The sequence below is a fragment of the Lysobacter sp. Soil_C_15 genome (assembly GCF_057657315.1).
Genome location: NZ_JBDGIR010000006.1, coordinates 312,382 through 334,628, shown reverse-complemented (window position 1 = coordinate 334,628; position 22,247 = coordinate 312,382). Strand labels below are relative to the sequence as shown.

Here is a 22,247-nt window from a genome sequence, read left to right as displayed (position 1 = left end):
GCGCGGCCGCCGGCGCCGGTCGCGCTAGTCCTTGAACTCGCCGCAGCCCATCAGCAAATGGGTCGGGTTCTTGACATCGTCGATCACCACGATCACCGCGTTGGCGTAGGTGTTCTCTTTGGCGTCCTGGCATGGTTCGCCCGGCCTGCTCGGCGCGATCAGCACGCTCATCGGCCGGGTCTGCATGCCGACCGTGATCGTGCCGGCCAGGGCGTAGCGCCCCTTGAGCAGGCCGAGCACCGGCAGGTCCAGCACCGGCACGGTCGACTTCAGGCCGCCGGCGGCCAGCAGCACGCCGCGCGGCTTGGTCAGACGGAACTCGGCCGCACCGGGCACGGTGCGCTGCAGCTGGATGTTCCACAACAGCTTGCCGACGTTGCCGCCCTCGAAGGGCTGGGCGGAGAAATCGAACTTGGGCTTGGCCGCTACGGCCGCTGCGACGGTCTGCTCGGCATGGCCGGGAACGGCCCAGCCCAGGATCGCGGCCAACAGCAAGGTGACGATACGCATGAGGATTTCCCTTGGCGGCCGGACGGCGCCTTCTACGCAACAACGCGGCGCAACGCAGGTCGTGAAAGTGCGGCTGCAGAAAAGCGCGCGGCGAATCGGCGCGGGCAAAGCGCGGACGTCGCCGGTGCGAACGCGATCGCTGTGCGGCTCCCGTCGGAGCCGGGGGCCGCGCGGCGCCGCAACGCCGCCGGGTTGGGTCGGGCGCGGCGAGCCTCTACACTGCGCGCTGCTCCGTTCCCGCTGTGCCCGCCCCATGCAACTGATCGACATCGGCGCCAACCTCACCCACGACAGCTTCGACCACGACCGCGAGGCGGTGCTGCAGCGCGCGCGCGAGGCCGGGGTGGCGCGGATGGTGATCACCGGCGCCAGCCGCGAGCATTCGCCCAAGGCGCTGGAACTGGCCCGCCGGCACCCGGGCGAATTGTTCGCCACCGCCGGCGTGCATCCGCATCACGCGGTCGAGTACACCGCCGAGTGCGACGCCGAAATGCGCGCCCTGTTGGCCCACGACGAAGTGGTCGCGGTCGGCGAATGCGGGCTGGACTATTTCCGCGACTTCTCGCCGCGCCCGGCGCAGCGGCGCGCGTTCGAAATGCAGCTGCAGACCGCAGTCGACACCGGCAAGCCGCTGTTCCTGCACCAGCGCGACGCCCACGCCGACTTCGTGGCGATGATGAAGAACTTCGACGGCAAGCTCGGCCCGGCGGTGGTGCATTGCTTCACCGGCACGCGCGAGGAGCTGTTCGACTACCTCGACCAGGACTGGCACATCGGCATCACCGGCTGGCTGTGCGACGAACGCCGCGGCCTGCACCTGCGCGAACTGGTCAAGCACATTCCGGCCGAGCGATTGATGATCGAAACCGACGCGCCCTACCTGCTGCCGCGCACGGTCAAGCCGGCGCCCTCGCACCGGCGCAACGAGCCGATGTACCTGGCCCACATCGTCGAGGAGCTGGCCCGCGACCGCGGCGAAGACGTCGCCGTCACCGCCGCCCGCAGCACCGCCGCCGCCAGCGCCTTCTTCCGCCTTCCCGCCTGAGCGCAATCCCCGCTGCGGTTGCGGTCGCTGCTGCCGTTCCGAATCCCCAATCCCCATTCCCAACGAAAAAGCCCCGATCGCCGGATCGGGGCTTTTCGTTACGCATCCGCTCGGATCAGTACTTCCATTCGAAGGCCAGGTTGTAGCGCCGGCCGAGAATGTCGTAGGTGCTGAACAGGTTCGCCGAAGTCTGGGCCGGGAACGGCGGGTCCTTGTCGAACAGATTGCTGACCGCCAGGCGCACCGTGGTGCGGTCGTTGAAGCGATAGCGCACGCCGCCGTTGAACAGCCAGTAATCGCCGACCTTGAGGATGTCGCGGGTTTCCGGCGTGTTGAGTACGTCGAACTCGGCGCTGCTGAGGTAGTTGGCCGACAGGTTGGCGCCGAACTTGCCCTTCTCCCAGGCGCCGCTGAACTGGTACTGGCGCTTGGAGGTGCCGATCTCGCCGACCGCCGGGTTCGGGCTGACGCCGGTGTTGTCGACGGTCAGTTCCTTCGGGAAGTAGCCGGTCACGCCGAAGGCGAAGCGGCCGAAGCGGTCGGTGTCGAAGCGGTACGACACTTCGGCCGAATACGCTTCCATGTTGAGGTACTTGCCGTTGACGAAGCCGCTGAGGAAGGTCGTGGCCTGGCCGGCGTTGGCCGGGCCGGTGCCGGGCGCGTTGCGGGTGATGCGGCTGCAGAACGCGTTCGCGTTCGGCACGTTCGAGGCGTCGAAATCGGGTGCGTCGAAGCAGGCGGTGGCGATTTCGGTCGCGGTCAGGTTGCTGATGACGTCGGTGATCTTGATCTTGTAGTAGTCGGCGGCGACGGTCAGGCCTTCCAGGAACGACGGCGCCCAGGTGAAACCGTAGGTATGCGAATCGGCCGACTCGTTGCGCAGGTTCGGATTGCCGCCCGAGATGCCCTGGATCGACGCGCCGTTCGCGTTGGAGTTGAAGCTGGTCAGGCCGTAGTAGCTGAGGAAGGCCTGGCAGTTGCGCGCGCGCACCGCCGGGTTGTTGCCGCCGGTGATGAAGCGCGAATCGCAGGGGTCGCCGGTGACGAACTGGAACGAGGTCGCCTGCGGCAGGAAGGACTCGGTGATCGCCGGCGCGCGCAGCGAGCGGGTGAAGTTGCCGCGGATTTCCAGGTCCTGGAACGGCTTCCACTGCAGGCCGTAGGTGTAGGTGTCGAACTTGCCGTTGACGCTGTTGTCGACCTGGCGGTACTTGCCGACCACGTCCAGCTTCTTCAGCAGCGGGATGTCGGCCTCCGGATTGACCAGCGGCAGCACGAACTCGCCGAACCATTCCTTGGTCGAGTACTGGCCCTGCAACGGGGTGATCGGCACCGAGCGGCCCAGGCCCTGGGTCAGGAAGGTGCCCGGATCGAACAGGCCGCTTTCCTTGCGGTATTCGTAACCGATGTTGTATTGCAGCGGGCCGCTCCACAGGTCGAACAGAGTGCTGGACAGGTTGACGTTGAAGACCTTCTGCTCCTGCAGCGCCTGCGACTCGGTGCGGGTGGTGACGTAGTTGCGCGCCGCCGCGCTGGGACGGCCTTCGCCGAACAGATCCAGCGGCACGCAGTTCGGGTCCGGACGCGGCGCGATGCCGCCCGGCACGACCACGCCGGCCACCGGCGCGCCGTTGCAGACCAGCTGGCCCTGGGCGTTACGCACCACATGCAGGGCGTTGACGAAGTTCTGCTGCACCAGCGAGGTGCCGTAGGCGCGCGAGTCGCTGCGGCCGTAGTTGGCCGAGGCTTCCCAGTAGAACACGCGTTCGGCGAGTTCGAAGTCGCCTTCCAGGCCGACCACGATGCGGCCGAGCTCGGTGGTGGCGCTGCCGTTGTTGGTGACCAGATCGCGCGAGGCGCGCGACAGGTTGAACGAGGTCACGCCCAGCCCCTGCAGGGTGGCGCGGGCCTGGTCGGACAGTCCGGCGTAGGTGGTCGGGAAGCGGATCATGCCGCTGGCGCCGGCGAACAACGGCGAGTTGTAGGCCCACTGGTCGACCAGCTCGGTGCTCTCGGCCGAGTAGAACGAGCCCTCCAGGAACACGTCGATGTTGTCGGTCAGGCCCCAGCGCGCGGTGGTGTTGAACGACATGCGCTTGAGGTCGGAGGTGATCTGGCCGGCCTCGACCAGGCTCAGGCCGTCGCCGCCGCTGGCGTCGGTGGCCGAAAACGGCGTGCCTTGGTTGTACGGCACCAGGTTGCCGCTGCGGTCGAAGCCCAGCACGGTGGCGGCGCCGGGGCCGAAGCCGTTGGCGATCAGATTGCCCGATCCGGGGCGGAACGCGCCGGTGGTCGGCAAGATCAGGCCACCGAACGGCGTGGTCCAGATGCGCCGGTCTTGGATCAGCACGCCGTTGGGGATGCCGTCGGTCGGACCGGTGTTGAACGGAATATTGGGGTTGTAGCGACCGTCGTTGGCCGGGGTGCGGCCCGGGAACAGGGTCGCCATCTGGGTGGCGTTGGGGTTGGTGGTGTTGAAGAAGCCTTCGCGGAAGTAGTCGCGCTCGCGCTGCAGCACGCCCTTCACGTTGTCGTAGGTCAGCGAGAAGGTGACGTTGCCGCGGCCGTCGTCGAAGTTGGCGCCGACCAGGGCCCAGACGTTGTAGCGCTCGTTGTCGCCCTCTTCGGTGACGCCGTAGTTGCCGCCGAACTGGACGCCTTCGAAGTCCTTGCGCAGGATCACGTTGACCACGCCGGCGATGGCGTCGGAACCGTAGGTCGGCGCGCCGCCGATGGCGATGTTCTCGACCCGCTCGACCATCGCGGTCGGGATCGCGTTGAGGTCGACCTGCACGCCGGGCGCGGCCGGTCCGAACAGGGTGGTCGGCGAGCTGGACACGTAGCGGCGGCCGTTGACCAGGGTCAGGGTGCGGTTGCTGCCGATGCCGAAGCGGTTGACGAAGTTGACGCCGGTGCCGAAGGTGGCCTGGCCGCCTTCCGGGGTCACGCCGACGCCGAAGCCGGGGATCTCGTTGAGCGCATCGGCGACGTTGGTCAGGCCGCGGTCGGCGATGTATTCCTTGGTTACGACGGTGGCCGGCTCGAGGGTGTCGAAGCCGGCGCGGCGGATGCGCGAACCGGTGACGACCATGCGGTCCAGGTCGGTCGGCGAACCGTCGGCAGCGGCCGGCTTGGACGTGGTCGCGGTTTGCGGAGCGGGCGCGGGCTCCTGCGCGAACGCCGGTGCGGCGATCACGGCGAGGATGCCGAGCAAGAGCGGACGGCGGCGCAGGGACGCGCGACGGGCCTGAGTCGTAACCATAAGTTTTCCCCCGGATGGACGGCCGACCGGACGGGTCGGAAGCGCATTAATAGATCGTTAAGTGGAAACTGCGCAAGCATCCGCTCGAAACGGCCGATTTATCTCCACAAGTAATTGATTTCATTGATCTAAAGACAGGTATCGAACGGTCGTTCTCTCAATCCATGGCAAACAATTGCGCCAAATACGGCAAACAAAAAGGCGGCACCCGCTCATTGTGGGCGCCGCCTTTTCCTGGCTAGCCGACGGGCCGCCCGGCGCAGCCGGCCGCGCCGACGGTCACTGGATAGCGAAGTAGCCGCAGCCGTACCACAGCGGCATCTTCGAGCTCTTGCCGGTGTCGAGGATCTGGATCGCGTAGGAGTAGGGCTGACCGTTCGGGCCATGCGAGCTGCCTTTGTTGTCCTTGCAGACTTCGCCCAGCTTCACCGGCGCCAACTGCACCGACACGTTGACCGTGGTTTTCAGCGCGACCTTGCCAGCCAGGGTGTAGCGGCCGTAGCCCTCGGCCTTCTGCTGCTGCAGCGGACCTGTGAGGACCTTGGACGCCTGCGGCACCTGCAGCTCGTAGCCGACCGAGTAGTCCTGGGCGGTGGTCAGCTTGACCTTCCAGTCGGTGTTGCCGCCACGGAACACCGGCGCGGGAAAGGTGATCTGTTGGGCCGCGACGGGAGCGGCGGCGAGCGCCGCGGCCAGGCCCAGGGCCGCGGCGGCGGCGACGGACGAAATACGCATCTAGGACTCCTCGTGGGTGGCGACAACCAGTCGCCGTAACGCAGCAAACGGCGCGCGGCGGCCAACGTGAAGCGCCGCCGGGTGCGGGACTGCGACCGATGCCGCGTCCGCACCCGCCGCGAACGCCGGCCCAGTCGCTAAGCTAGGCGCCGCACCGACGCCGGCTCGCGGCGCGGCGCTCCCCCGATCGCCCTGGATTTGCGCATGTCTCTCGCTCCGACCGCAGCGGCGCGTTCGCCGCTGCTCGTGCCGCTGGCGCTGGCCGCCGCCTTGTTCGCCGCCTCCGCGCTGTTCCTGCTGATCGGACTGATCGCGGTGCCCGAGGCGGTACGCGGCCAGCTCAAGCTGGCCCCGATCGTGTTGCAGTGGTTGTGCAAGGACGGCCTCCTGGTCGGCCTGGGCCTGGCCGCCGCCTGCGTGCTGACCCAGCGTCGCGGCGGTCCACGACGACCGATCGGCGCGGCGATCGGCGCGCTGTTGCTGGTGTTCGCGATCGGCCTGCTGTGGTCGGTCACGGTCGACGCCTGGCTGTACGGCCGCCTCGCTGCGCAGCGGCGCGAACTGGAGGCGGCGTTCGCGGCGTCGGGCGTGCTCAAGGCCGCGGCGCAGATCGCCCTGGCCTGGCCGCTGGCCTGGTGGATCGGTGGCCGCGGCGCGACCCCGGTGGTGTGGAGCGGGCGGGCGCGGCGCGCGATCGGCGCTCTGGTCGGCGGCGGCGTCTGCGCCGGCCTGGTGTTGGCGCTGCAGCAGGGCGCGGCCGGCTTCGCCGCGCTCGACGGCGACGGCCACCGCAGCGGCATGAGCGCGGTGGCCCTGGCGGTGGGCGCGGTGCTGGCGCTGGCCTGCGCGCTGTGGCCGCTGCGGTCCGGCCACGGCGCGCTGGTCGCGTTGGCGGCGGCGGCGCTGACCCCGCTGCTGTTGCTGGCCGCGGCGGTGCCGATGGCGCTGTACGGCCAGGCCCTGGACCTGCCGTTGCTGATCGCGCTGGCCCTGGCGGCGATAGTCGCAGCGCCGGTGCTGGCTTGGCTGTCGCTGCGCGCCTTGCATCGCCGCCTGCGGCCGGCCGCGCAGGGCGGCTGAGCGCCGCCGGGTCGAGCGACCCGCTCGCGTCGGATCAGTACATCGCCAAGTCGGCGCAGCCTTCCAGCTTGTCCATGCCGTCGACGCTGACCCGGATGCTGTTGCGATGGCGGCCGTCGCCGTCGTCGATGCATTCGGTGCGGTCGATCTCGATCGTCATCGGCTTGGCGCCCTGGGCGGTGGCCAGCTCGCCGCTGAGCACGATCAGGTCCGCCGGCGCATCGGCGGGCTGGCCGAGGTAGCGCGCCTGGCCGCTGGCCTTCTCGCTGCCGCTGCCCCAGGTCAGCTCGACCGTGTGGTTCATCTCGCCGGTGGCCTGGATCTGGACGCTCCAGTGCTCGCCGAAGCCTTTCAAGGCCGGCACCGGGCTGAGCTTGCCGACCTGATCGGCGCCGATCTTGCCCAGCGGCCGTTCGCCGCCGGCGGGCGAGGCGGCGGCAGGCGCGGCGTCCTCGCCCGCCGGCGCGGGTGCCGCGGGCCCGGCGGTCTTCGGCGTTTCCGGCGCGGCGCAGCCGGCCAGCAGGGCGGCGCACAGGGCCGCGGTCAGAAGGGTCGAACGCATGGGCAATCCTCGTGTCGGAAACGTCGCAGGCCGGAGCCGGGCCCGGACGGGGCTGGTGCGCGTCCCGGACTTGTAGCCCGGGCGCGGTGCAGATCGGATCAACGCGGCGTCAACAGCGCATCCAGTTCGGCGCCGACCTCGCGGCATTGGCCGCGGTCGCGTCCGGAATCGGCCGGCAGGCGCTGCAGGATCGCGTCCATCTCGCGCGCGCCGCGCCGGAACGCGTCGATATAGGCCGTCTCGTCGAAGCCCTCGCCGCGCGCTTGCGCTTCATGGCGGGCGGCGGCGAGCAGGGCCTCGGCGATCCGGCCGAGCCGTTCGTGCGGCTGGCCGCAATAGCGCGCCTGGGCCAGGCGCATGCCGTCCGCGGCATGCCGCGCCGAGGTTTCTTCCGGCGTCGGCGCCGCGACCGCAACCGCCGCCGGGACCAGGCCGAGCGCGCCGGCCAGCAACCAGGCGCGTGGACTCAACTGCGCAGACCCACGCCGCGCTTGAGCAGCCACAGGCCCAGCGACGACAGCGCGGCGACGAAGCCGAGCATCAGCGCATAGGCCACCCATAACGGCACGTCGCTGCTGCCGAGCAGGCCGTAACGGAACGCGTTGACCATGTAGAAGATCGGATTGGCGTGGGTCGCCGCCTCGGCCCAGGGCGGCAGCAGCTTGACCGAATAGAACACGCCGCCCAGATAGGTCAGCGGGGTCAGGATGAAGGTCGGCACGATCGCCACGTCGTCGAACTTCTTGGCGTAGACCGCGTTGACGAAGCCGGCCAGCGAGAAGATGGTCGCGCCGAGCAGGACGGTGGTGAAGGTCACCAGCGGATGCGGCACCCGCACCGAGGTGAAGCACATCGCGATCAGCAGCACGATCGCGCCGACCATCAGCCCGCGCAGCACCGCGCCGGCGACATAGCCCCACAGGATCACCCAGTTCGGCATCGGGCTGACCAGCAGCTCCTCGACGTGGCGGCCGAACTTGGCGCCGAAGAAGCTCGAGGAGATGTTGCCGTAGCTGTTCTGGATCACGCTCATCATCACCAGGCCGGGGACGATGAACTCCATGTAGCTGTAGCCGCCCATGTCGCCGATGCGCGAGCCGATCAGGCCGCCGAAGATCAGGAAGTACAGGGTCATGGTGATCGCCGGCGGCACCAGGGTCTGGCCCCAGATGCGCAGGATGCGCGCGACTTCGCGCCGGACGATGGTGCCCAGGGCGACCAGGTTGCGCCGCGCGGGCGAAAGCTCGCGCGCTTGCGCGGCGTCGGTGTGGCTGCTCATGCGGCGCTCCCGGTGGCGGCCGGCGAGGGCTGGGCGATCATGCGCACGAACAGCTCCTCCAGGCGGTTGGACTTGGTCCGCATCGAGCGCACCCGGATGCCGGCGTCGCCGAGCGCGGCGAAGACCCGGTTGAGATCCATCGCGCGCGGCATTTCCAGGTCCAGGGTGTGATCGTCGGCGGCGCTCAGGGTCGCGCCTTCGATCGCCGGCAGGGTCGCCGGCAGGCGGCCGTCGATGTCGAGCAGGAAGCCTTCGACGTCGAGCTTGGCCAGCAGCGCCTTCATCGGCCCCTGCTCGACGATCCGGCCCTGGTCGATGATCGCCAGGTTGCGGCACAGGCTCTCGGCTTCTTCCAGGTAATGGGTGGTCAGGATGATGGTGGTGCCGGCGGCGTTGATCTCGCGCAGGGTCTTCCACATGCCGCGGCGGATCTCGATGTCGACGCCGGCGGTGGGCTCGTCGAGGATCAGCAGGCGCGGCCGGGTCATCATCGCCCGGGCGATCATCAGCCGGCGCTTCATGCCGCCCGACAGGGTGCGGCTCATCTTGTCGGCCTTGTCCCACAACTGGGCGCGCTTGAGTTCTTCCTCGGCGCGCTGCAGGGCGACGGCGCGCGGCACGCCGTAGAAGCCGGCGTAGTTGACCAGGATGTCGAGCGGCTTCTCGAACATGTTGAAGTTCAGCTCCTGCGGCACCAGGCCGATCAGGCGCATCGCTTCGTCGCGGCGGCGGATGAGGTCGGTGCCGAAGATCTCCACCGAGCCGTCGCTGAGGTTGACCAGCGAGCTGACGATGCCGATCAGGGTCGATTTGCCGGCGCCGTTGGGGCCGAGCAGGGCGAAGAAGTCGCCCTCGGCGACGTCCAGGGACACGCCCTTGAGCGCCTGCACCTTGTTGTCGTAGGTCTTGCGCAGCTCGCGCACGCGCAGGGCGGGCACCTCGGCGGTGCCGGGCGGGACCGGACGGGGGCCCGTGGCGGGGGCCGTTGGCTGGGTCATCGTGGGAGGGTCTCGGATCGCTGGACCGCGGGCCTCGCGGCGAATGGCTTAGTATAGGCGGCCCCGTGGCGGCGCTCCGGCCACAGACTGTTGCGAAAATCCGCGTTGCGCAGCCCAGGACCGGTCCCCGGCCTCGCGCGACCGCCGCACCGGACCCTGCGCCCGGTCCTATTGCGCCCGCGGCCGCCCGCCGCGGGAGCACGATCGAGAAACGCGCTGCAATGAAGCAATTCCCCCTCAAGCTCGTGTCCCGCCGCATGCTGGCCCCGACCGTCGGCCACTACGTGTTCCTGCGCGACGACGGCGAGCCGCTGGATTTCGTCCCCGGACAGTTCATCCAGGTTCATTTCCAGTACGCCGACGGCACCGCGACCAAGCGCAGCTATTCGCTGGCGACCCTCCACGACCACGCCCTGGGCGCCGGCGAAACGGTCGAGATCGCGGTCAGCTTCGTGCCCGGCGGCGCCGCCACCGCGCTGTTCGAGGGCCTCGGCGACGGCGAGCAGGTCCAGGCCAGCGGCCCGTTCGGACGCTTCTGCCTGATGCCGGGCGACAGCAACCGGCGCTATCTGCTGATCGGCACCGGCACCGGCGTGACTCCGTACCGCTCGATGCTGCCGCAACTGGAAACCCTGATCCGCGAGCGCGGCATCAAAGTGGTGCTGCTGTTCGGCGCGCGCACCCCGGCCGAGCTGCTGTACGGCGACGAGTTCCGCGCCTTCGCCGACCGCCATCCCGAACACTTCCGCTTCGTCCCGTGTTTCTCGCGCGAGTTGCCCGAGCAGCCGCACGCGGACGTGCGTCGCGGCTACGTGCAGCAGTTCCTGGACGAGTTCGGCCCGGACCCGAGCAGCGACATCGCCTACCTGTGCGGCAATCCGAACATGGTCGATGCCTGCTTCGAAGCGCTCAAAGGCCACGGCCTGCCGGTGCCGCAGATCCGCCGCGAGAAGTACGTCTCGTCCAAGTAAACCGGGGGGGCGGCGCGGCGAGGGCCGCCCCGCCGCCGATGCCTGCGCCGCGAACGCCGGCGCCGAGTGCGGTCACATTTTTCCCGACCCGGGCGTCTGTCATCCTTGAAGGCGCACCGCCTTGGGGAAGAGACACGGACATGCACTCAGCACTTGCGTCACACCGACCGCGCGCCGTCGCGGTCGCCGGCCTGGCCGCGCTGCTCGCGGCGGCCGCCTTGAGCGGCTGCGGCGATCGCGGCCGCAGCGCCGACCAGCCTGCCGACGGCAGCGACAAACGCCGCTACGGCCGGATCGCGTTCGATCCTTGCACCTTGTCGACGCCGTACGCCAGCGGCACCTTCGCCGCGCAGTGCGCGCGCTTCCCGGTGCCGGAGAACCCGGCCCAGCCCAAGGGCCGCCAGCTCAGCCTCAATCTGGCCTGGCTGCCGGCCACCGAGGGCGCCGGCAGTCCGGACCCGGTGTTCTTCCTCGCCGGCGGTCCCGGCCAGGCCGCCACCAGCTCCTGGCCGATGGTCGATGCGGCGTTCCGCGAGGTGCGCAAGCACCGCCACGTGGTCCTGGTCGACCAGCGCGGCACCGGCAAGTCGGCCCCGCTGACCTGCGCCGAGGCCGTCGAAGGCGACCCGGTCCAGGACCCAACCGCCGCCCTCGACGCCTCGCTGCGCGCGATCAAGCGGTGTGCCCAGGGCCTGGCGGTGGATCCGCGCTATTTCACCACCACCGAAGCGATCGCCGACCTGGACGCGGTGCGTTCGGCGATCGGCGCCGACAAGATCAACCTGGTCGGCGTGTCCTACGGCACCCGCGTCGCCCAGCAATACGCGACGCGCTATCCGGCTCGGGTGCGCAGCCTGGTGCTCGACGGCGTGGCGCCGAACGAACTGGTGCTGGGCAGCGAGCACGCGCGCAACCTCGACAACGCCCTGGCCCTGCAGTTCAAGCTGTGCCAGCAGACCCCGGCCTGCCGCGCGCGCTTCGGCGCCGATCCGCGCGAGCAACTGCGCCAGCTGATGGCGCGGCTGCAGGCGGCGCCGGTCGAGATCGACTACCGCGATCCCAGCACCGGCGAGCAGAAGCGCGCGCCGATCACCGCCGGCCACGTGGCGATCCTGACCCGGATGTTCTCTTACGCGCCGGAAGCCGCCGCGCTGCTGCCGCAGGTGCTCAACGAGGCCGACCAGGGCCGCTACGCGCCGCTGATGGCGCTGTCGAAGATGCTCGAGACCCAGCTCGGCGACGAGATCAACTTCGGCATGCAGCTGTCGGTGAGCTGCGCCGAGGACGTCGACCTGTTCCGTCCCGACCCGGCCGACGCCGACACCGTGCTCGGCGACAGCCTGACCCGTTCGCTGACCGAGCAGTGCAAAGCCTGGCCGACCGGCACCCGGCCGAAGAACTTCCACGACCCGTTCAAGAGCGATGCGCCGGCGCTGCTGCTGTCCGGCGAGCTCGATCCGGTCACCCCGCCGCGCTACGGCGAGCAGGTGGTCAAGCGCCTGCGCAACGGCCGCCACCTGATCCTGCGCGGCCAGGGCCACGGCGCCTTGCGCATCGGCTGCACGCCCAAGCTGCTCGGCCAGTTCCTGGAAACCGCGAACGCCAAGCAACTCGATGCGCGCTGCCTGGACAGCCTGGGCTATGTGCCGCCGTTCGTCTCTTTCAACGGCTGGGAACCCTGAGGCGGGACTCGGGATTCGGGATTCGGGACTCGCAAAGCGGTTCGCCGCAACCTGCGCCCTGCATCCCGAAGCCTCCGATCCCCGCTCCGAGTCCCGAGTCCCGAAACCCGAGTCCCGATCATGATCACCGCCCACGATCTGCATAAATCCTTCAAGACCAAGACCGGCACGGTGCACGCCGTGCAAGGGGTCGACTTCGAGGCCCGCGACGGCCAGATCACCGGCCTGCTCGGCCCCAACGGCGCCGGCAAGACCACCACCCTGCGCATGCTCTACACCCTGATGCGGCCCGACCGCGGCGAAGTGCGGGTCGACGGCATCGACGCCGCGCGCGACCCGGCCGCGGTACGGCGCGCGCTCGGCGTGCTGCCCGATGCGCGCGGCGTCTACAAGCGCCTGACCGCGCGCGAGAACATCGCCTACTTCGGCGAACTGCACGGCCTGCCGCGCAGCATGGTCGAGGAACGCACCCGCGTCCTGGCCCGCGCGCTGGACATGGGCGACATCCTCGATCGCCAGACCGAGGGCTTCTCGCAGGGCCAACGCACCAAGACCGCGATCGCCCGCGCCCTGGTCCACGACCCGCGCAACGTGATCCTGGACGAGCCGACCAACGGCCTGGACGTGATGACCACCCGGGCGATGCGCGGCTTCCTGCGCGGCCTGCGCGAAGAGGGCCGCTGCGTGATCTTCTCCAGCCACATCATGCAGGAGGTGGCCGCGCTCTGCGATCGCATCGTGATCGTCGCCAAGGGTCAGGTCGTGGCCGCCGGCACCGCCGACGAACTGCGCGCGCTGACCGGCGAACCCAATCTGGAAGACGCCTTCGTCAAGGCGATCGGCAGCGAAGAAGGACTGCTCGCATGAACACCCGTTCCCTTTCCGCCATGTGGGCGGTGATCCACAAGGAACTGCTCGACATCTCGCGCGACCGCCGCACCCTGGCGATCGCCCTGCTGCTGGTGCCGTTGCTGTATCCGCTGCTGATGGCCGGCATGGGCTCGCTGGCCGAGAAACGCGCCCGCACCCAGCTCGACACCGAACTGCGCATCCCGGTGCGCGGCGCCGAGCATGCGCCGAACCTGATCAAGTTCCTCGCCACCCAGAACATCATCGCGATTCCGGCGCCGGCCGAACTCGACGCGGCGATCCACCGCCAGGACCACGACGTGGCCCTGATCGTGGCGACGGATTTCGCCGGCAATTGGAAGCAGGGTCGCCCGGCGCTGATCGAGATCGTCCAGGACAGCACCCGCCGCGACGCCGAGATTCCGAGCCGGCGCGTGCGCGCGGCCCTGGAAGGCTACAGCCGCCAGGTCGGTTCGTTGCGCCTGCTGGCGCGCGGCATCGCCCCCAACGTGGCCCAGCCGATCAACGTCGCCGACCGCGACGTCGCCACCGCCGAGGCCAAGCGCGGCCTGCTGCTGTCGGCGATGCTGCCCTATCTGCTGATCCTGACCTCGTTCATCGGCGGCGCGCACCTGATCATCGACGCCACCGCCGGCGAGCGCGAGCGCCAGTCGCTGGAGCCCTTGCTGGCCACTCCGGTCTCGCGCGGCGCGGTGGTCAGCGGCAAGATCGCCGCGGCCTGCCTGCTCTGCCTGCTGTCGCTATTACTGACCCTGCTCGCGTTCAAGCTCAGCGCGCAGCTCGGCCGCGGCCTGACCCAGATGCTCGACGTGCGCCTGGCGGCGATCGGCAAGATGCTGCTGATCCTGCTGCCGATGGCCTTCATCGGCACGACCTTGCTGACCCTGCTGTCGGCGACGGCGAAAAGCGTCAAGGAAGCGCAGAGCCACTTCACCTGGTTGTCCTTGCTGCCGCTGGTGCCGACTTTCGTGCTGATGGTCAATCCGGTGAAGACCCAGCTGTGGCAGTTCACGGTGCCGTTCCTGTCGCAGAACCAGCTGCTGCTGAAGGTGATCCGCGCCGAGGCGATCGACCCGTCGGTGTGGGCGGTGTACCTGGGCTCCAGCTTCGCCCTCGCCGGCCTGCTCTGGTACGCGGCGGTGCGCCGCTACCACAACGAGTCGCTGGCGGTGTCCGGCTGAGGTCCGCCCGGCTCGGAGCAGGTCCGCTCCGGCCCCGCGCGGGCCGGGCCGCGGACAAGAAAAAGCCCGGCGCGAGCCGGGCTTCTCTTTGTCGCGAGGCCATGCCCCGAAGTGCTGCGGATCAGCCGCCGCCCGGGTTGAAGCCGATCGTGCGGCGGGTGGTGACCGGCGACGGCACCGGCTGGAACCGCCACTTGCGCACCGCATTGACCGCCTCGCGATCGAACACCCGCGCCGGGTTGGAACGGACCACGCGCGCGGCGGTGACCGAACCGTCGGTGGCGACGGTGAACTCGACCTGGACCTCGCCGGACTGGCCGGCGCGCAGGGCTTCGGGCGGGTAACGCGGCGCCGGGGTCGAGACCGCGCGCAGTTCGCTCGGCGCCGCGGCGGCCGGAGCCGCGCGCTCGCTGGGCGCGGGCCGCTGGGCGGCGGCGCGTTGCTCGCTGGCGCGCTGTTCGGCGGCGCGTTGCTCGGCCGCACGCTGCTCGGCCTCGCGCTGGGTCGCCGCCTGACGCTCGGCGGCCTGCTGGGTCGCCAACTGCTGGGCGGCCTGCTGCTGCTGTTGCTGCTGCTGGAGCTGGCGCTGCTTCTCCAGCTCGGCCTGCTTCTTGGCCTGCTCTTCGGCGGTGAGCTTTTCCTGCTCGGTGCGCTTGGCCAGCGCGTCCTGGGCGGCGCCGACGCTGGCCTTGAGGCGGGCCAGGGCCGGGTGTTGCGGATCGGCGCGTTCGATCAGCGCCGACAGGCGCTGGGCTTCGCTGAAGTCTTCGCGGCCCACGCTCTGTTCGGTCGCGATGACCGTCATCGGCAGCAGGTCGGTCAGGGCGCTGGACGCGGCCGCGTCGGCCGGGGCCTTCTCGCGCAGGGCCAGGTAGTACTCGACCGCATTGTCCTCGGCCGGGGCGTACAGGCGGTTTTCGACATACGCCTTGCGCGCGGCTTCGCGCAGCTGGTCCACCGACATGGCCGATACCTTGGCCGAGACGGCGGTCTGCGCGGTCACCGCCGGGGCGGTGGCCGCAGCCGCGGGCGCCGCGTCCGTGGCGGGTGCGGCTTCTTCCTTCTTTCCGCAGGCCGCCAGCGCGCATCCGAGCGCGAACACGGCGGACAACTGCTTTACAGCGGACAGCCGGCTGTAGTGCCGGTCATTGTTGGCGACGATCATTGATTAAAAACTCCCCTGAAGTACGCGAGACCCGTCCGATACGGGGCCGGGCGCACGCCCGATAGGACGCGCTAGCGCGCCGCGTTTGTCAAGCGTTCAGGTTGGCGAAGTCCCCGCGATAGGCGTCAGATGCCGAGTGTGCCACCCATCGCGGCCATCACCGATACCGGGTGTGTCGGTTCGCCGGCCAGGGCGCGACCGGCCGCTCAGTTCGGCATCGGCGCGCGCCCGGCGGCCATACGGGGGCGCACCGGCGCCGGCCGAGGGCCGGTTCGGGGGCGACCCGGCGCGGCCGATCCGGCGGTCCGCGCCGGTCCGCCGGCGGCGCCGATCCGCCAGGATCCGCAAAGCCGTCGCGGCCCCGGTGCCGGACCGGCGCGAGCGCGACGCGGCGCCGGCCGCGGCCGGCCGGTTCCGCCTCCGTCCGACGTCGTTTCGACCTGGGTCCTCTAGAATCGGGCTTCTTGGCGACGGCCTCCGCGGACGGCCGATCACAGACAGCGCGATCACCACGGCAGGGAGCGGAACATGAGCATTCTGGGTTTCATCAAGGGCGAGCTGCTGGAAATCATCGAGTGGACCGATGACTCGCGCGACACCCTGTCGTACCGCTTCCCCGACGACGACAAAGAGATCAAGAACGGCGCCCAGCTGATCGTGCGCGAGTCGCAGCAGGTGCAGTTCGTCGCCGCCGGCCAGTACGCCGACCTGTTCGGTCCGGGCAAGCACACGCTCAAGACCGAGAACATCCCGATCCTGTCCACCATCCTGGGCTGGAAGTACGGCTTCAACTCGCCGTTCAAGTGCGACGTCTACTACCTCAACACGCGCCTGTTCACCGGCAACAAGTGGGGCACGTCCAACCCGGTGATGATGCGCGACGCCGACTTCGGCGTGGTCCGCCTGCGCGCCTTCGGCACCTACGATTTCCGCATCGTCGACCCGCCCAAGTTCCTCAAGGAAGTGGCCGGCACCGACCAGAATTTCCGCCTGGACGAGTTCGCCGACACCATGCGCTCGCGCATCGTCAGCGTGTTCACCGACGCCCTGGCCACGGCCAAGGTGCCGGCGCTGGACGTGGCCTCGCGTTACGGCGAGCTCGGCGAAGCGCTGCTGCCGGTGATCAATCCGGCGATGACCGCCAAGTACGGCATCGAGATCACCGCCTTCGTGCTGGAGAACGTGTCGGTGCCGCCGGAAGTGGAGAAGGCGATCGACGCGCGCTCGAGCATGGGCGCGGTCGGCAACCTCAACGACTACGTCAAGTTCCAGATGGGCAGCGCGATGGGCCAGGGCGGCGACGCCGCGGCCGCCGCCGCGGTGCCGGCGCAGATGGCGGTCGGCTTCGGCATCGCCCAGGAAATGATGCGCAGCATGCAGGGCGCCCAGCCCGCAGCGGCGCCGGCCACCGCGACGGCGGCGGCCGCCCATGCCGGCGCGCTGGAAGTGCTGACCCCGGAACAGGCCGCCGCGACCCTGGGCGTGTCGGTCGAGGACGTGATGGCGGCGATCGCCGCCGGCGACCTCAAGGCGCGCAAGATCGGCTCCGCCACCCGCATCGCCAAGTCCGCGCTCGAAGAATTCCTGCGCGGCTGATGGACAACGCCACCGTCGGCAAGCATCCCTGCCCGGAGTGCGGCGGGGATTTGCAATGGAATGCGACCAAGCAGGCGCTGGCCTGCCCGTACTGCGGCACCGTGGTGCCGTGGTCGCCGGCGCAGGAAGCGCAGGGCACGGCCGTGGTCGAACTGGACCTGGCACGGGCCTTGGCCGAGCACCCCAGCGAGCAGCGCGGCTACGGCGGCGACGCCGAGCGCCGCGAAGTGCAGTGCCGCAGTTGCAAGGCGATCTCGGTGTTCGTCGACGGCAAGGTCGCGCAGCGCTGCGAGTTCTGCGGCTCGCCCTCGATCATCGCCCACGAATCCCTCGGCGATGCGATCACCCCGCAGAGCGGGCTGCCGTTCAAGATCAGCGACGGCCAGGTGCGCGACGCGATCCGCAAGTGGTACGGCACGCGCTGGTTCGCGCCCAACCGGCTCAAGACCGCGGCCCTGACCGACACCCTCAAGGGCGTGTACCTGCCGTACTGGACCTTCGACGCCCACGTCGCCGCGCGCTGGCGCGCCGAGGCCGGCTACTACTACTACGAGACCGAGAGCTACACCGAGAACGGCCAGCGCCGCACCCGCGAAGTGCGCAAGGTGCGCTGGGAACCGGCCGCGGGCGCTTTGCAGCATTTCTTCGACGACGAACTGGTGCCGGGCACGGTCGGCGTGCATGCCGGGTTGCTGGAGCAGATCGGCCAGTTCCCGACCACCACCGACCTCAAGGCCTATTCGCCGGAATTCGTCCGCGGCTGGCTGGTCGAGCGCTATCAGGTCGACCTGCGCCGGGCGTCGGAACTCAACACCGAGTCGATGCAGCAACAGACCCGGCAGCTGTGCGCCAACGACGTGCCCGGCGACACCCACCGCAACCTGCAGGTCCAGGCCGACTACAGCGGCCGCACCTTCAAGCACATCCTGGTGCCGGTGTGGCTGGTCAGCTACACCTACGGCTCGCGCAATTTCCAGGTCCTGGCCAACGGCTACACCGGCACGATCGCCGGCGAGCGGCCCTACAGCTGGGTCAAGATCTTCTTCGCCGTGCTGGCGGCGCTGATCGCCGCGGCGATCGTGTTCGGCTTGTTCGGCGGCCAGCGCTGAAGACGCGCGAGCTTCCTGTAGGAGCGGCGTGAGCCGCGACAGGGGACGCGCAGTAACGACAACATCCTCGTCCATGATCGAAGCCGCGCACCGGCACCGGGGTGGGAGCGGCGCGAGCCGCGACCAACCGCAGCGGTGTACGCAAGCGCCGTAGCCGAAGACCAGCCGCGCGAGCGCTTGGAAAGCAGGGGCGCAGCGCCTGGCTTCGGCGGCTCGCGTGGCATGACACCGCTGCAGTTGGTCGCGGCTTGCGACCGGAGGAAATCCCCGTGGGACGCCGCTCCTACCCCCTAACCGCGACCGTTGTTGATTTCAAATCAACAGTAATTCGCTAGTCGGGCTATTTTTCGCCAGAGTCGGCTCGTCGACACTGCGCATCCGCGTCCGCAAGGCCCTGCGGCCCCGAGGGCCGCGCCGCCGAGACCCTCGCCATCGATACCGCCGGGCTTATCGTCGGCCGCCTGTCTTCTCCCGCTCCAATCGCAAGAGGTTTCCCCATGCGCATTCCCGCCTTCGGCCTCGGCACCTACCGTCTCAAGGGCCAGACCGTCATCGATTCGGTCCGCACCGGCCTGGAGCTCGGCTATCGCCATATCGACACCGCGCAGATCTACGGCAACGAAGCCGAGGTCGGCCAGGCCATCGCCGACAGCGGCGTGGCCCGCGACGCGCTGTTCCTGACCACCAAGATCTGGACCGAGAACCTGTCGCGCGAACGGCTGATCCCGAGCCTGCGCGAGAGCCTGGCCAAGCTGCGCACCGACCGGGTCGACCTGACCCTGATCCATTGGCCCGCGCCGGGCGGCGCGGTGCCGGTGGCCGAGTACATGCAAGCCCTGGCCGAGGCCCAGGACGCCGGCCTGACCGGCGCGATCGGCGTATCCAACTTCAGCATCGCCCTGTTGCGCGAAGCCTTCGCTGCGATCGGCGCGGCGCGCATCGCCACCAACCAGGTCGAACTGCATCCTTATCTGCAAAACCGCGCCCTGGCCGGGTTCGCCCACGAACACGGCCTGCACCTGACCTCGTACATGACCCTGGCCTACGGCAAGGTGCTCGCCGACCCCGTGTTGAGCGACATCGCCGCCCGACACGACGCCACCGTCGCCCAGGTTGCGCTGGCCTGGGCGATGCAACAGGGCTACGCGGTGATCCCGTCCTCGACCCGCCGCGAGAACCTCGCCGGCAACCTGCGCGCCCGGGACCTGCGCCTGAGCGAGGACGACATGGCCCGCATCGCCGCGCTGGACCGCGGCGAGCGATTGGTCGACCCGGAGGGATTGGCGCCGAAGTGGGATTGAGCGGCGACGCCCCGCCGTTGCCGTTGCCGTTGCCGTTGCCGTTGCCGTTGCCGTGAAGAGCTTGGCGTCGCCAACGAACTCGCGAGAAGACCTGAAGCCCCGGAGGGCGGGCCGCATGGATGCGGCCCGTGCGCAGCCAGGCCAGGGATGGCCTGTGCGGAGCAGCCCTGCGCCAGCCTCGTCCCATAGTGGCTCTTGATTCGAAACAGCCATGGCGTTTTCTTTGGTTACTTTTGACCGAAGGAAATCCCGTGGGACTTTGTCGCCTTGGACAAAGAAAGTGACCCGGCCGCTTGCGGACGGAAGCTTTGCTTTTGAGGCTTTTGAGGCTTTGGAAGCCTTCGAACGACAGACGCCGCGAGACCGCAAGAACGCGGTCGCGGCTTATGACCGAAGGAAATCGCCGTGGGACGCCGCTCCTACAGGGGCGTAGGACAAAGACGCGGCGAACGGGCGAGATGGCGGTCGCGGCTTGTGACCGAAGGAAATCCCTGTGGGGTGCCGCTCCTACCCCGCGATGGCCTTGGCCTTCGATCGATGGCGTCGGCCTTGGATTTTCTGCGCGTCCCGTGGTCGCGGCTTGTGACCGAAGAAAATCCCTGTGGGGCGCCGCCCCTACCACCGCGATGGTTTCGGGCTTCGATCATTGGCGAAAGGCGTTGATTCTTCTGCGCGTCCCCTGCCTGGTCGCGGCTTACGCCGCTCCTACAAGAACATCGGACAAAGACGCGGCGAGATTGAACGACGGCGGACGCGAATTGTGACCGAAGGAAATCCCCGCGGGACGCCGTTCCTACAGGGAGGCAACGGCGGCGATTCTTGCGCTTGTGGAAAGGATCGTTTGCCGCAACGGCGGTTTTTCCCCGCCCGTCCGCTCCCCACACTGATGCCATCGACTCCGCTTCCTACTCCGCCGCCATGCTCTTCACCCCCCACCGCCTCGGCCGCTTCGACACCGCCAACCGCATCGTCATGCCGCCGATGACCCGCTCCCGCGCCGCCCGCGGCGAGGTCGCCACCGAACTGATGGCGCAGTACTACGCCCAGCGCGCCAGCGCCGGCCTGATCGTCAGCGAAGGCACCCAGATCAGCCGCCAGGGCCAGGGCTACGCCTGGACCCCGGGCATCTACAGCGCCGAACAGATCGCCGGCTGGCGCCGGGTCACCGCCGCGGTGCACGCCGCGGGCGGACGGATCTTCGCTCAGCTCTGGCATGTCGGCCGCGTATCTCACGTCGCCTTGCAGGCCGATGGCGCCGCGCCGGTCTCGTCCTCGGCCCTGGTCGCCGACGGGGTCAAGGTATTCGTCGACCCCGAAGGCCGCGGCCCCGAAGCCGGGGTCGGCGAGATGGTCCAGCACTCGGCGCCGCGCGCGCTGCGCACCGATGAGATTCCCGGCATCGTCGCCGACTATGCCCAGGCCGCGCGCAACGCGCTGGAAGCCGGTTTCGACGGGGTCGAGCTGCACGGCGCCAACGGCTATCTGATCAACCAGTTCATCGATTCGCAGGCCAACCAGCGCAGCGACGAATACGGCGGCTCGCTGCCGAACCGGCTGCGCTTCCTGCGCGAGGTCGCGCAGGCGGTGGCCGAGGCCGTCGGACCCGACCGCGTCGGCGTGCGCCTGGCGCCGCTGACCACGCTGCAGGGCGCGGTCGACGACACCCCGCAGGCGACCTACCTGGCCGCGGCCAAGCTGCTCGACGAAATCGGCGTGGCCTACCTGCACATCGCCGAAGCCGACTGGGACGACGCGCCCGGCATGCCCGATGCGTTCCGCGAAGCGCTGCGGCTGATCTACCGCGGCAGCATGATCTACTCCGGCAAGTACACCAAGCCGCGCGCCGAACAGGCGCTGCGGGCCGGCTGGGCCGACCTGATCGGCTTCGGTCGCCCCTTCATCGCCAATCCCGACCTGCCGTATCGCCTGCAGCACGATCTGCCCCTGGCCGAAGGCGACCGCGCGCGTTATTTCGGCGGCGGCGCGCAGGGCTATACGGACTATCCGCGCGCCGCCTGAGCGCACGCGTGTTCCTGTAGGCGGGTTCCTGTAGGAGCGGCGTGAGCCGCGACAACCGCAGCGACGTGCGCGAGCGCGCTCGCCGAAGTCGGGACAACCGGGCTTCGTCTGGACCGGCTTCGCTTCGTAGAGACGCGTGGTATTTCACCGCTGCGGTTGTCGCGGCTGACGCCGCTCCTACACAAGCACAGCCGTACCAAAGCCAGACGCTGCGCTTAGTCGAGCAGCCCCTTGCGCAAGGCGTAGCGGACCAACTCGGCGGTATTGCGCACGTCGAGCTTGTCGAGCACGCGGGTGCGGTGGTTCTCGGCGGTCTTGGCGCTGATCTCCAGCTTGCGCGCGATTTCCTTGGTGGTCAGGCCTTCGACGATCAGGTGGAACACCTCGCGCTCGCGCGCGGTCAAGCGCCCGTAGGGATCCTCGACCGCGCGCTCGGGATGGCGCATCTGTTCGGCCATCGCCTTGGCCGCCTGCGGGCCGAAATGGCTGCGTCCGGCATGCAGGCTGCGCACCGCCGCCAGCAACTCGGCGGCGGCGCTGTCCTTGACCAGATAGCCGGCGGCGCCGGCGCGCACCGCCTGCAGCACGTATTCCTCTTCCTGGTGCATGGTCAGCACCAGCACCCGCGTCGCCGGCACCGCCTCGCGCAGGCGGCGCACCACTTCGATCCCGTTCAAGCCCGGCATCGACAGATCGGCGACCACCACGTCGGGATGGGTCGCGATCGCCAGCGCCACGGTTTCCGGACCGTCGGCGGCCTGGGCCACGACTTCGATCGCGCCACCGGCCTGGAGCAGGTTGACCAGGCTCTCGCGCACCAGGGTGTGGTCGTCTGCGATCAGTACGCGGATGAGCGGGTTCGGCATGGCCGCACGGTGCGCG

At 69.4% G+C, this 22,247-nt stretch carries 19 protein-coding genes; 10 read left to right on the top strand and 9 right to left on the bottom strand.

All coding sequences use genetic code 11. From position 1 onward, the window contains the following. Positions 1-24: 24 nt before the first annotated feature. Complete coding sequence (locus AC3A57_RS16275) at positions 25-510, bottom strand: hypothetical protein (RefSeq protein ID WP_487579869.1); 486 nt, start codon at positions 508-510, stop codon at positions 25-27. Between the two features lie 253 nt (positions 511-763). On the opposite strand from AC3A57_RS16275, the gene AC3A57_RS16270 reads away from it, so the two are divergent. Next, positions 764-1,555, top strand: coding sequence for a TatD family hydrolase (locus tag AC3A57_RS16270; RefSeq protein WP_487579868.1), 792 nt, complete (start codon positions 764-766; stop codon positions 1,553-1,555). A 115-nt stretch (positions 1,556-1,670) separates the two neighbouring features. Here the strand turns inward: AC3A57_RS16270 and AC3A57_RS16265 are convergent, their stop codons facing one another. Both AC3A57_RS16265 and AC3A57_RS16260 read right to left on the bottom strand, forming a co-directional pair. After that, on the bottom strand, positions 1,671-4,817 hold the full coding sequence (locus AC3A57_RS16265) for a TonB-dependent receptor domain-containing protein (protein WP_487579867.1): 3,147 nt from the start codon (positions 4,815-4,817) through the stop codon (positions 1,671-1,673). Positions 4,818-5,096: 279 nt separating this feature from the next. Further along, positions 5,097-5,552 (bottom strand): hypothetical protein, encoded by a 456-nt coding sequence (locus tag AC3A57_RS16260; protein WP_487579866.1) that lies wholly within the window; start codon positions 5,550-5,552, stop codon positions 5,097-5,099. A gap of 204 nt (positions 5,553-5,756) precedes the next feature. Here AC3A57_RS16260 and AC3A57_RS16255 point away from each other — a divergent pair, with 204 nt between their 5' ends. After that, the gene (locus AC3A57_RS16255) at positions 5,757-6,632 is read left to right on the top strand and encodes a hypothetical protein (RefSeq protein ID WP_487579865.1); all 876 of its coding nucleotides are present in this window, start codon (positions 5,757-5,759) and stop codon (positions 6,630-6,632) included. Between the two features lie 34 nt (positions 6,633-6,666). Here AC3A57_RS16255 and AC3A57_RS16250 read toward each other — a convergent pair whose 3' ends face one another. From AC3A57_RS16250 to AC3A57_RS16235, 4 genes are all read right to left on the bottom strand, one after another. Further along, on the bottom strand, positions 6,667-7,194 hold the full coding sequence (locus AC3A57_RS16250) for a hypothetical protein (RefSeq protein WP_487579864.1): 528 nt from the start codon (positions 7,192-7,194) through the stop codon (positions 6,667-6,669). Positions 7,195-7,292: 98 nt separating this feature from the next. After that, positions 7,293-7,664, bottom strand: a complete 372-nt coding sequence (locus tag AC3A57_RS16245) for a hypothetical protein (protein WP_487579863.1) — start codon at positions 7,662-7,664, stop codon at positions 7,293-7,295. Further along, positions 7,661-8,473, bottom strand: coding sequence for an ABC transporter permease (locus AC3A57_RS16240; RefSeq protein ID WP_487579862.1), 813 nt, complete (start codon positions 8,471-8,473; stop codon positions 7,661-7,663). The genes AC3A57_RS16245 and AC3A57_RS16240 overlap by 4 nt, the downstream gene beginning before the upstream one ends. Further along, positions 8,470-9,396 carry an ABC transporter ATP-binding protein gene (locus AC3A57_RS16235; protein ID WP_487579887.1) on the bottom strand — a complete coding sequence of 309 codons (927 nt, stop codon included), beginning with the start codon at positions 9,394-9,396 and terminating at the stop codon, positions 8,470-8,472. Before AC3A57_RS16235 ends, AC3A57_RS16240 begins: the two co-directional genes overlap by 4 nt. A gap of 296 nt (positions 9,397-9,692) precedes the next feature. Here AC3A57_RS16235 and AC3A57_RS16230 point away from each other — a divergent pair, with 296 nt between their 5' ends. From AC3A57_RS16230 to AC3A57_RS16215, 4 genes are all read left to right on the top strand, one after another. Beyond that, on the top strand, positions 9,693-10,442 hold the full coding sequence (locus tag AC3A57_RS16230) for a ferredoxin--NADP reductase (RefSeq protein WP_487579861.1): 750 nt from the start codon (positions 9,693-9,695) through the stop codon (positions 10,440-10,442). 140 nt (positions 10,443-10,582) lie between these two features. Beyond that, positions 10,583-12,124, top strand: a complete 1,542-nt coding sequence (locus tag AC3A57_RS16225; RefSeq protein WP_487579860.1) for an alpha/beta hydrolase — start codon at positions 10,583-10,585, stop codon at positions 12,122-12,124. 120 nt (positions 12,125-12,244) lie between these two features. Next, positions 12,245-12,991 (top strand): ABC transporter ATP-binding protein, encoded by a 747-nt coding sequence (locus AC3A57_RS16220; protein ID WP_487579859.1) that lies wholly within the window; start codon positions 12,245-12,247, stop codon positions 12,989-12,991. Next, positions 12,988-14,175: an ABC transporter permease gene (locus AC3A57_RS16215; protein ID WP_487579858.1), complete on the top strand. Its 1,188-nt coding sequence runs from the start codon at positions 12,988-12,990 to the stop codon at positions 14,173-14,175. Before AC3A57_RS16220 ends, AC3A57_RS16215 begins: the two co-directional genes overlap by 4 nt. A 121-nt stretch (positions 14,176-14,296) precedes the next feature. On the opposite strand, the gene AC3A57_RS16210 is transcribed toward AC3A57_RS16215, so the two are convergent. Beyond that, entirely contained in the window at positions 14,297-15,340 is a 1,044-nt protein-coding gene (locus tag AC3A57_RS16210; protein WP_487579857.1) for an energy transducer TonB, read from the bottom strand. A 528-nt stretch (positions 15,341-15,868) separates the two neighbouring features. On the opposite strand from AC3A57_RS16210, the gene AC3A57_RS16205 reads away from it, so the two are divergent. From AC3A57_RS16205 to AC3A57_RS16190, 4 genes are all read left to right on the top strand, one after another. After that, positions 15,869-16,936, top strand: a complete 1,068-nt coding sequence (locus AC3A57_RS16205) for an SPFH domain-containing protein (protein WP_487579856.1) — start codon at positions 15,869-15,871, stop codon at positions 16,934-16,936. Then, positions 16,936-18,045 carry a TFIIB-type zinc ribbon-containing protein gene (locus tag AC3A57_RS16200; protein ID WP_487579855.1) on the top strand — a complete coding sequence of 370 codons (1,110 nt, stop codon included), beginning with the start codon at positions 16,936-16,938 and terminating at the stop codon, positions 18,043-18,045. The genes AC3A57_RS16205 and AC3A57_RS16200 overlap by 1 nt, the downstream gene beginning before the upstream one ends. A gap of 497 nt (positions 18,046-18,542) precedes the next feature. Then, positions 18,543-19,346, top strand: a complete 804-nt coding sequence (dkgB, locus tag AC3A57_RS16195) for a 2,5-didehydrogluconate reductase DkgB (protein WP_487579854.1) — start codon at positions 18,543-18,545, stop codon at positions 19,344-19,346. A gap of 918 nt (positions 19,347-20,264) precedes the next feature. Beyond that, complete coding sequence (locus tag AC3A57_RS16190; protein ID WP_487579853.1) at positions 20,265-21,365, top strand: alkene reductase; 1,101 nt, start codon at positions 20,265-20,267, stop codon at positions 21,363-21,365. A 215-nt stretch (positions 21,366-21,580) separates the two neighbouring features. Here the strand turns inward: AC3A57_RS16190 and AC3A57_RS16185 are convergent, their stop codons facing one another. Next, a complete protein-coding gene (locus AC3A57_RS16185; RefSeq protein ID WP_221670662.1) occupies positions 21,581-22,231 on the bottom strand; it encodes a response regulator in 651 nt (216 codons plus the stop codon). Between the last annotated feature and the right edge of the window lie 16 nt (positions 22,232-22,247).